At 54.1% G+C, this 5983-nt stretch carries 6 protein-coding genes and 1 pseudogene; 6 read left to right on the top strand and 1 reads right to left on the bottom strand.

Annotation, left to right across the window (positions count from 1 at the left end; all coding sequences use genetic code 11):
* Positions 1–76: 76 nt before the first annotated feature.
* Positions 77–223 (bottom strand): annotated as a pseudogene (locus tag CJF39_RS22155) (flagellar basal body rod protein FlgB); the annotation flags it as partial.
* A gap of 405 nt (positions 224–628) precedes the next feature.
* Between CJF39_RS22155 and CJF39_RS22150 the strand changes: the two are divergent.
* The 6 genes from CJF39_RS22150 to CJF39_RS22130 all read left to right on the top strand — a co-directional run bounded on the left by CJF39_RS22150 (position 629) and on the right by CJF39_RS22130 (position 5669).
* The gene (locus CJF39_RS22150) at positions 629–835 is read left to right on the top strand and encodes a co-regulatory protein PtrA N-terminal domain-containing protein (protein ID WP_083334226.1); all 207 of its coding nucleotides are present in this window, start codon (positions 629–631) and stop codon (positions 833–835) included.
* Between the two features lie 218 nt (positions 836–1053).
* Positions 1054–3078 carry a copper resistance system multicopper oxidase gene (locus CJF39_RS22145; RefSeq protein WP_094995319.1) on the top strand — a complete coding sequence of 675 codons (2025 nt, stop codon included), beginning with the start codon at positions 1054–1056 and terminating at the stop codon, positions 3076–3078.
* A 12-nt stretch (positions 3079–3090) separates the two neighbouring features.
* The gene (locus CJF39_RS22915; protein ID WP_141232218.1) at positions 3091–3339 is read left to right on the top strand and encodes a hypothetical protein; all 249 of its coding nucleotides are present in this window, start codon (positions 3091–3093) and stop codon (positions 3337–3339) included.
* Entirely contained in the window at positions 3311–4396 is a 1086-nt protein-coding gene (locus CJF39_RS22140; protein ID WP_170942721.1) for a copper resistance protein B, read from the top strand. The genes CJF39_RS22915 and CJF39_RS22140 overlap by 29 nt, the downstream gene beginning before the upstream one ends.
* 9 nt (positions 4397–4405) lie before the next feature.
* Positions 4406–5212 (top strand): c-type cytochrome, encoded by an 807-nt coding sequence (locus CJF39_RS22135; protein ID WP_083334224.1) that lies wholly within the window; start codon positions 4406–4408, stop codon positions 5210–5212.
* Positions 5202–5669, top strand: coding sequence for a DUF411 domain-containing protein (locus CJF39_RS22130; RefSeq protein WP_083334223.1), 468 nt, complete (start codon positions 5202–5204; stop codon positions 5667–5669). Before CJF39_RS22135 ends, CJF39_RS22130 begins: the two co-directional genes overlap by 11 nt.
* The last annotated feature ends 314 nt before the right edge of the window (positions 5670–5983 follow it).

Raw genomic sequence — 5983 nt, 5'->3', positions numbered from 1 at the left:
ATAACCCCCAAACAAAAGTTGGCCCTGGCGGCCTGACCTCTATTTTTGGTAAGTGCTAAAAGTGGGGGGATTACCCAAGCAAGGCAGGAAAGTCCAAGTCGCGGGCCTTGAAATTTGGCGTATCGGCGTTAGCGATATTATTGCTCAGCACCTCCGCTCTTTGGCTGCGATAAATTAACGCTCTTTCTGCAGAGCCAACGGCTTTTTCAAAACTAATACTCACACCTAATCACCTTTGTGGAAGTGGAATTACCAGTCCCAATGCAATACGCATATCGAACACTCAAGGTTAAAAGCAATGCATCCACGTCGGCGAATTTCAGATCCTGTTCAGCTGTTCAAAAACCGTCGAACCTCCTTAAAAATGACGGAAAGATTACAAAATTGTCATATATAAATTTTTAATCGGTTAAATACGGTGCAACGTTGCTTGGATGAGTGAGACCTTACGAGTTAATCCGCCTGCTGTTCAAGAGAAAAGTGGCAACCTGACACAACTGTAATATTCACCTAAGGTTTCTGACAGGGTATGAGTCTTAAAGTTATATCGAGCCTTAAGCTCAGCCCCAAGAATCATTTTTCAATGTGAATTCAACGGGATGACCAAAATTCATTCGAGGATACCCCCATGAAATCCATTAAAACCCTGTTTGTCATAGCCGCTTTGACCGTATCTTCTCTGGCGATGGCCGAAGGCGGTGGTGACCGGACATTCGCACGTATGGACGCGGCCAGGAAGAGCTCACTGGACACGCACCAGCTTGTCCAAAAGCAAGGCACTCAAACCCCGGTAGCGAAGAGTAACGCCAAGGCGGCCGACCAAGCCAAATATTGAGCGGCTTGATGCGCTCCCAAGCTGACAGAAATGTAATCCCCTCGGTGGTTAAAATGTGGCAACTTCTGAGCTCGCCTGCCGTATGAGTTTCGTCATTTGCGGCGGCGGGCAAGGTTTAAAGAGATTCGAGACGAACTCCTGAGAACCCCCTAACCTGTAAACACAATGCACAGTGTGTTTCGCACGGTTTCCCTTTCGACTGACTGGACATAAACGGCATGAACTCCAAAACCTCTAGGCGAACGTTCGTCAAAGGCTTGGCCGCTGGTGGCATTCTTGGCGGCTTTGGTCTGTGGCGTACCCCTGTATGGGCAGTGACCAGCCCTGGCCTGCAGAGCGTACTGACAGGCAACGAGTTTGATCTGTTTATTGGTGAAACCCCGGTAAACATCACCGGTTCACCGCGCACAGCCATGACCATCAATGGCTCCTTGCCGGGGCCGTTACTGCGTTGGCGTGAAGGGGAAACGGTTACGCTGCGGGTGAAAAACCGCCTGGACCAGGACACCTCTATCCATTGGCACGGGATCATTCTGCCGGCCAACATGGATGGTGTACCGGGCCTGAGCTTCCACGGTATCGCTCCCGATGGCATGTACGAGTACAAATTCAAGGTGCATCAGAACGGCACTTACTGGTACCACAGCCACTCGGGCTTTCAGGAACAGGTAGGTGTTTACGGTCCCATCGTGATCGACTCAAAAGAACCTGAACCTTTCCAATACAACCGCGATTACGTGGTGATGTTGAGTGACTGGACCGATGAAGATCCTGGCCGAGTCCTGGCCAAGCTGAAGAAGCAGTCGGACTACTACAACCACCACAAACGTACCGTGGGCGACTTCATCGACGATGTGAGCCAGAAGGGCTGGTCCGCGACAGTGGCGAATCGCAAGATGTGGGCCGAGATGAAAATGAATCCCACCGATCTCTCAGACGTCAGTGGGGATACTTACACCTATCTCATGAACGGCCAGGCCCCCAACGGTAACTGGACCGGTATTTTCAAACCCGGCGAGAAACTGCGCCTGCGCTTCATTAACGGCTCAGCCATGAGCTACTTCGACGTCCGTATTCCAGGCTTGAAAATGACCGTCGTGGCTGCCGACGGCCAGCACGTCAAACCGGTCAGCGTCGATGAGTTTCGCATCGCCGTGGCAGAAACCTATGACGTGATCGTCGAGCCTGTCAGCGAAGAGGCTTACACCATTTTCGCCCAGTCCATGGATCGCACCGGATATGCGCGCGGAACCTTGGCCGTGCGCGAAGGATTGAAGGCGCCGGTACCGGCGATTGATCCTCGCCCTCTTTTGACCATGGATGACATGGGGATGGGCGGTATGGCCGGCATGGACCATGGCAGCATGGCGGGCATGGATGGCGGCGCTATGAAGCAAGGTGACATGTCCGGTATGGCCGGTATGGACCACAGCAAGATGACCGGTATGGACCAGGGTGACATGTCCGGCATGTCCGGCATGGATCACAGCAAGATGACCGGTATGGACCAGGGTGACATGTCCGGTATGGCCGGTATGGACCACAGCAAGATGACCGGTATGGACCAGGGTGACATGTCCGGCATGTCCGGCATGGATCACAGCAAGATGACCGGTATGGACCCGGGTGACATGTCCGGCATGGCCGGAATGGATCACAGCAAGATGGCTGGGATGGACCAGGGTGATATGTCGGGGATGGCTGGCATGGGCGGAGAGATGCAGTCTCACCCCGCCTCCGAAACCAATAACCCCCTGGTTGATGGGCAAGCCATGAGCGCAACGCCGAAGCTCAACGACCCGGGTATTGGCTTACGCAACAATGGTCGCCGTGTGCTCACCTACTCCGACCTGAAGAGCACTTTCCAGGACCCTGATGGCCGCGAGCCCAATCGCACGATTGAGCTGCACCTGACTGGCCATATGGAGAAGTTCTCGTGGTCATTCAACGGCATCAAATTCGCCGACGCCGAGCCGTTGCGCCTCAAATATGGCGAGCGCCTGCGCATCACGCTGGTGAACGACACCATGATGACCCACCCCATCCACCTCCACGGCATGTGGAGCGACCTCGAGGATGAGAACGGTAACTTCATGGTACGCAAACACACGATCGACATGCCGCCAGGAACCAAACGCAGCTACCGCGTGACCGCCGACGCTTTGGGGCGCTGGGCTTATCACTGCCATCTCATGTTTCACATGGAAATGGGCATGTTCCGTGAAGTACGGGTTGATGAGTAAGGGAGACGGGTTATGAGCACATATCTAAATCGTAAATCGCTGATGGGTTGCGTCATTGCCATTGGCCTATTGGGCGGTATCCCGTCCATGGTGCTAGCAGGGGAAGATAGTGGTGAGCATTCCCATGCTACTCCTGCGATCTCAACGGACAAGCCAGTAACCACGGCAGGCGAGTCCAAAACGGATCACGGATCAATGGATCACAGCAAGATGAGCCATGAGTCGATGGATCATGACCAAAAAACCAAAAAAACGGATTGAGATCATGACCAGTAAGTTTTTACGCCCAACCCTGCTGGCACTGACCGTCTCCGTCAGCCCCGCTTTTTTTGGCTTGGCCAACGCCGCTGAGGCGATGGATCCGTCGATGGCCATGCCCTCGAATACGGACTCGCAACCTTCGGCGGTTCAAAAGCCGACGTCTGCGAAAGCAAAAGGCAGCTCAATGGATCACTCCAAGATGGATCACGGTTCGATGGGAACCATGGACCATAGCAAGATGGGGGCCATGGATCACAGCAAAATGAACATGGACCAGGGCCAAATGGACGGCATGGAGAGCATGGACCACAGCAAAATGAGTATGGATGCAGGGGCGACTACCACGAGCCGAACCCCCATTCCGGTACTGACCGACGCTGATCGTGCAGCCGCCTTTCCACCGGTGGCTGGTCACGAAGTCCACGACAAAAAACTCAACTCCTTCATCCTGCTTGATAAGTTCGAGTACCAGGATGCTGACAACGGCAGCGCATTGAGCTGGGATGCAAAAGGATGGATCGGTGGCGACGTTGATCGCCTGTGGCTGCGTTCGGAAGGTGAACGTACCAATGGTGTAACCGAGAGCGCCGAACTCACAGCACTGTGGGGGCACTCTATTGGTCCGTGGTGGGATGTCGTCACCGGCGTACGCCAAGACTTCAAACCCGGCTCGCCACAGACCTGGGGCGCTCTCGGTATTCAGGGGATGGCCCTCTACAACTTCGAAACCGAAGCGACTGCTTACATCGGAGAGAACGGCCAGACCGCCGCTCGGTTCGAGGGTGACTACGACATTCTGCTCACCAATCGCCTGATCTTGCAGCCCACCGCCGAGATGAACCTTTACGGGAAAAACGATCCTCAGCGCGGCATTGGCTCTGGTTTGGCCAATACCGAAGTAGGCTTGCGGTTGCGCTACGAGATTGTCCGTGAGTTCGCCCCCTATATTGGAGTTACCTGGAATCGCTCCTACGGCAAGACTGCCGACCTGGTCAGCGATGAAGGGGGAAAAACTAACGAGGCTCGATTTGTCGCAGGTATTCGGATGTGGTTTTGAGGGCCTGATATGAAAAGAACAATAAAAACGTTGGCTGCTGCCGGTGTGGTTGCAGTCATCATGGGTGCCGGCGTCGTGCATTTTGGTGTGTTCAACGTTGGGGCCGATGAACCGCACTCCGATCCCATTTACGCACTTCTGTCCACTGCTCGGGATCGCTCGATTGAAGTGCGTTCGCGCGATATTAAAGTCCCCGACCTAAGCGAAGAAGCTCTCATTCGTGCAGGTGCAGGCAATTACAACTCAATGTGCATTGGCTGCCACCTGGCTCCGGGTGTGGCTGAAACTGAGTTGAGTAAGAGCCTTTACCCGGCACCTCCTAATCTCTCAAAACTTGGTGTAGATCGAAATCCAGCCGCCGCCTTCTGGATCATCAAGCACGGTATAAAGTCCACAGGCATGCCAGCCTGGGGCAAAAGCATGGCCGATCCCTACATCTGGGGGATGGTTGCTTTTCTTCAGCGCCTTCCCACCTTGGATGCAGAGCAATATAAGGCCCTAGCAGCAAGCAGCGGTGGTCACCAACACGGTGGCGGCGAGACCAAAATGCATAATCATGAAGGTCAGCATGACGGTCAAAAAGAGGCTGCCGCTGGGCATCATGATGCAGGCGGAGTTGAAGAGGTAGCTGAGTCCGACGATCATCATGACCACCAAATCAGTGCGCATATTCATGATGAGGACGCAGCACCTTCTCAGGATGAAAGTACTGAGCATGCCGATGAAGAGACTTCACATGATGCTCCTGCAACTTCAGCCGCTCAACCAAAGACTCACACCCATGCCGATGGCAAGGAGCACACTCATGCGCAATAATTTTCTTCGTTCCGGTCGAGCACTTCGCCTCGCAACATTTGCGGTTCTGTTAATCGGCTCGGCTGCCCATGCTGCTGAACCTCTGACGATTGATGTCTATCGGGAGCTGTACTGCGGATGCTGCAAGAAGTGGATTAAGCACCTTGAAGCGAACGGCTTCACCGTCATTGATCATGTAGAAACCAATATGAGCACGGTCAAGCAGGACCTGGGTGTTGCTCCGCGCCTCTCGTCATGCCATACCGCAATGATCAACGGAAAATTCGTTGAGGGTCATGTACCTGCGGAGCAAATAGTTGCATTGAGCAAACGCGATGACCTTATCGGGATTGCGGTGCCGGGCATGCCGGTAGGCTCCCCGGGGATGGAAGTCGATGGAAAGCACGATGCTTATCAAGTCATCGGCCTGACCAAAGTAGGCACAGATCAGGTCATTGCTGAATACCCCGGAAACTAATCTGCCCCCGCCATGCAGCGGGACACACGCTGTCCATTTCGTGCTTAAGCAATCCGCCAAGGGCAATCAGTCACATTTGTTATGGTTCCTCTCTTGCTGCTGTCCTCGGCCCCCTTGCAACTCCTTCTACCGAACGATGCGCTCGTAATTGAAGTGAGCATGTGGCTGACTCTGCGGCTTAGTCTCAGTCATGAATGGAGATTGCCTGTCAAAGGATCAAGAGGTCCTGGACAGCAGCTGATCTTGCCCAGCAACCGTGGACACAGTTTCAAGCACTCATCCGGGCCTCGTAGGCTTGCGGGCTGATGTGCCCC

It is taken from the genome of Pseudomonas lundensis, from assembly GCF_002269125.1.
Classification (GTDB): domain Bacteria; phylum Pseudomonadota; class Gammaproteobacteria; order Pseudomonadales; family Pseudomonadaceae; genus Aquipseudomonas; species Aquipseudomonas lundensis_A.
Note: the sequence above shows the minus strand (reverse complement) of the source record. Positions and strands in the feature narration are given on the sequence as shown.

What these genes read in the sequence shown, in the direction of transcription:
- CJF39_RS22145 (WP_094995319.1), top strand. Translation starts at nt 1,054, where the DNA reads ATGAACTCCAAAACCTCTAGGCGAACGTTCGTCAAAGGCTTGGCCGCT.
- CJF39_RS22140 (WP_170942721.1), top strand. Translation starts at nt 3,311, where the DNA reads ATGACCAAAAAACCAAAAAAACGGATTGAGATCATGACCAGTAAGTTT.
- CJF39_RS22150 (WP_083334226.1), top strand. Translation starts at nt 629, where the DNA reads ATGAAATCCATTAAAACCCTGTTTGTCATAGCCGCTTTGACCGTATCT.
- CJF39_RS22915 (WP_141232218.1), top strand. Translation starts at nt 3,091, where the DNA reads ATGAGCACATATCTAAATCGTAAATCGCTGATGGGTTGCGTCATTGCC.
- CJF39_RS22130 (WP_083334223.1), top strand. Translation starts at nt 5,202, where the DNA reads ATGCGCAATAATTTTCTTCGTTCCGGTCGAGCACTTCGCCTCGCAACA.
- CJF39_RS22135 (WP_083334224.1), top strand. Translation starts at nt 4,406, where the DNA reads ATGAAAAGAACAATAAAAACGTTGGCTGCTGCCGGTGTGGTTGCAGTC.